Below are 2,704 nucleotides of genomic sequence, written 5' to 3'. Positions count from 1 at the left end.
ACGCTAGATGCCGAATGCCCGACGTGCGGTCTGCGTCTGGCATGGGGCATCCAGCGTCTGGCGCTCCGTAAGGAGCGTTATGTCTCACATTCTTATTGCCGGCCTGGGTGACCTGGGCACTGGCCTGGCCGAACAATTAATGGCGGGCGGACATCGCATCAGCGCGATTCGTCGCGGCACCCAGGCGCCTGCCGGGGTGGAGCTGTACAGCCAGGATCTCACCGAAGGTGCAGCCATGCTGCCGCCGGACCCGGTGGATCTGCTGGTGATTATCATGACGCCGTCAGAGTACAGCGAAGAAGGTTATTTGCAGGCCTTTGTGCGTGCGCCACTGATCCTGCTGGAGGCATTGGGGCGCCAGCAACCGCTGCCCCCGGTGGTGTTCGTTTCCAGTAGTGCGGTTTTCGGCGATCTGGAAGGCGTTGTCGATGAGCTGACCCCGCCGCGCCCGGGGCGTTATAACGGCAAGGTATTGCTGGCGGCGGAAGAAGAGATCAGCACCCGCAGTTTGAGTACCGTGGTGCGCTTCACTGGCATCTACGGGCCGGGCCGTTATCGGCAAATCGACAAGGCAGCCAGGCTGGCCCGTGGAGAAGAAAGCCTGCCGGCGCCCCAGTGGACTAATCGCATTCACCGCGACGACTGCGTGGGCCTGCTGCACAGCGTGGTGCTGGGCTGGCTGGAGGGCCGTGAAATGCCGCCGCTGGTGATCGGCACCGATGCGGTAGGTGGCCGCAATCTGGATGTGCTGAAATGGTTGGCGGACCAACAGGGGCTGACCCTGGCGGTGCCTGATGAACCGGCCACTGGCAAACAGGTGCGCAGCCTGTATATCCAGCAAGGGCACTACACCTTGCGCTATCCGGGTTACCCGGAGGGGTATGCACAGGTGCTGGCGGAGAGAAGCAGTTGAAAGTTCAAAGTTAAAAGTTGAAAGGCGCGGGTTGGATTGGATCAAAGCTGAAGCTCTGGGTCCGCGTGCCAACTCAGATGGTCGTGCTGCCCTCTGTGGTAAAAAACGCTTTTGACCTGCCTCCAGCTATCAACATGGGGCGCGGGCACGGCGGTTCTGTCACGCCCTGCCTGGCCCGCGTTTAAACTTCCAACTCGCTCCTTTGAACTGATCCCAAAGCGCATTCCCGGCCAAATCACGCTAAAATCGCCATCTGTCGGCCGGGAACGTGATCATTGGTTGTTTTTTCGCCGATAGGCTTGCCTCCGGCGCAGGCATTAGTAAAGTGTGCGCCTCAAATTTTTCTGTGTCGGTGCCGGGGTAGATGCCGATGCGCTGCAAAAGCCCGTGATGGGCGCGATGGAGTAACGCGAATGAGCACGCCGGTTGCCGTGGTAATGGGGTCCCAATCTGACTGGGAGACCATGAAAGAAGCCTGTGACGCCCTGACCCAATTCAATGTGGGTTGGAAGGCCGAAGTGGTATCGGCTCATCGTACCCCTCAGCGCATGTACGACTTTGCCAAAAGCGCCCACGAGAACGGCTACAAGGTGATTATCGCCGGCGCCGGTGGCGCGGCGCATTTGCCCGGCATGATTGCCTCCCTGACCCCGCTGCCGGTGCTGGGTGTGCCGGTGAAAAGCCGTACCCTGTCTGGCTGGGACAGCCTGCTGTCCATCGTGCAGATGCCCAAGGGCGTGGCCGTGGGCACCCTGGCCATCGGCGCGGCGGGCGCCTGGAATGCCGGCCTGCTGGCTTCCCAGATGTTGGCGGCGGACAACCCCGAACTGCTACAACAAATCGCCGACTGGAAAGCCTCCCGCGCGGATGAGGTGTTGGCCAATGCAGAGCTGGGGCAGGGCTGATCCCCTGGCTCCGTTCTTTTCCCTGTTTGCTCTGACGGATCTGCTATGAATCGCGTACTTGTTCTTGGTGGTGGCCAGCTTGGCCTGATGATGGCAGAAGCCGCAGCTCGGCTGGGGCTGGTGGTGGACCGTTACGACCCGGAGCGGGCATTGCTGTTGCCGGGCACTTCGGACCTGGCCGTGCCGATCAGCTGGGAAGAATGCCTGGAACGCTACCCGGTGATTACTGTGGAACGTGAAGCCTTCCCGGACACCGGTTTTTCCGCAGAACTCGCGCAGAGCGATCGTTGTGTGGCGCGCGGCGCCCTGCAAGTGATCCCCGACCGCTTCACCCAGAAAGCGATGCTCGACAAGCTGGGCATTCCCACGGCGCCCTGGGTGACCCTGGACAAGACCGACGACCTGCATGATGCGGTGGCGCAGTTTGGTGGCGTGGTCGTGAAGGCCCGTAGTGGCGGCTATGACGGTCGTGGTACCTGGATTGTGGGCGAGGGCGGCGACCTGTCTGCTGTGCCTGCCGCAGAGTTGGCCGGCAAGGCCATCGTCGAGAAAAAAATTCCGTTCAGCCGCGAACTGTCCATCGTCGGCGCGCGCAGTATCAGCGGCGAAACCCTGTTCTACCCGCTGACCCGCAACTGGCACGTGGACGGCATTCTGCGCCTGAGCCTGGCACCGGCCAACGCCTGTTCTGATCTGCAGAAACCCGCCGAGCAGATGCTCAAGGGCATCATGGAAGAACTGGATTACGCCGGCGTCATGGCGGTGGAGTTCTTCGAAGTGGATGGCCAGCTGATGGTCAACGAGATTGCCCCGCGGGTGCACAACTCTGGCCACTGGACCCACGAAGGCGCGGACTGGTCCCAGTTCGACCTGCATGTCCACGCCC

Annotated in this window: 3 protein-coding genes; all 3 read left to right on the top strand. The window is 61.7% G+C overall.

Features of this window, described 5'->3' with window-relative positions; translation table 11 throughout:
- Positions 1 to 79 precede the first annotated feature (79 nt).
- Positions 80 to 913, top strand: a complete 834-nt coding sequence (locus A3754_RS20675) for an NAD-dependent epimerase/dehydratase family protein (protein WP_063521191.1) — start codon at positions 80 to 82, stop codon at positions 911 to 913.
- A gap of 413 nt (positions 914 to 1,326) precedes the next feature.
- Positions 1,327 to 1,818 carry a 5-(carboxyamino)imidazole ribonucleotide mutase gene (gene purE / locus A3754_RS20670; RefSeq protein ID WP_007150426.1) on the top strand — a complete coding sequence of 164 codons (492 nt, stop codon included), beginning with the start codon at positions 1,327 to 1,329 and terminating at the stop codon, positions 1,816 to 1,818.
- Between the two features lie 45 nt (positions 1,819 to 1,863).
- The coding region (locus A3754_RS20665; protein ID WP_063521190.1) for an ATP-grasp domain-containing protein at positions 1,864 to 2,704 on the top strand (841 nt) is incomplete at its 3' end.

The organism is Alcanivorax sp. HI0083 (assembly GCF_001635175.1).
The sequence above is the reverse complement of the archived record's forward strand: the minus strand, read 5'-3'. Positions and strand labels throughout refer to the sequence as shown.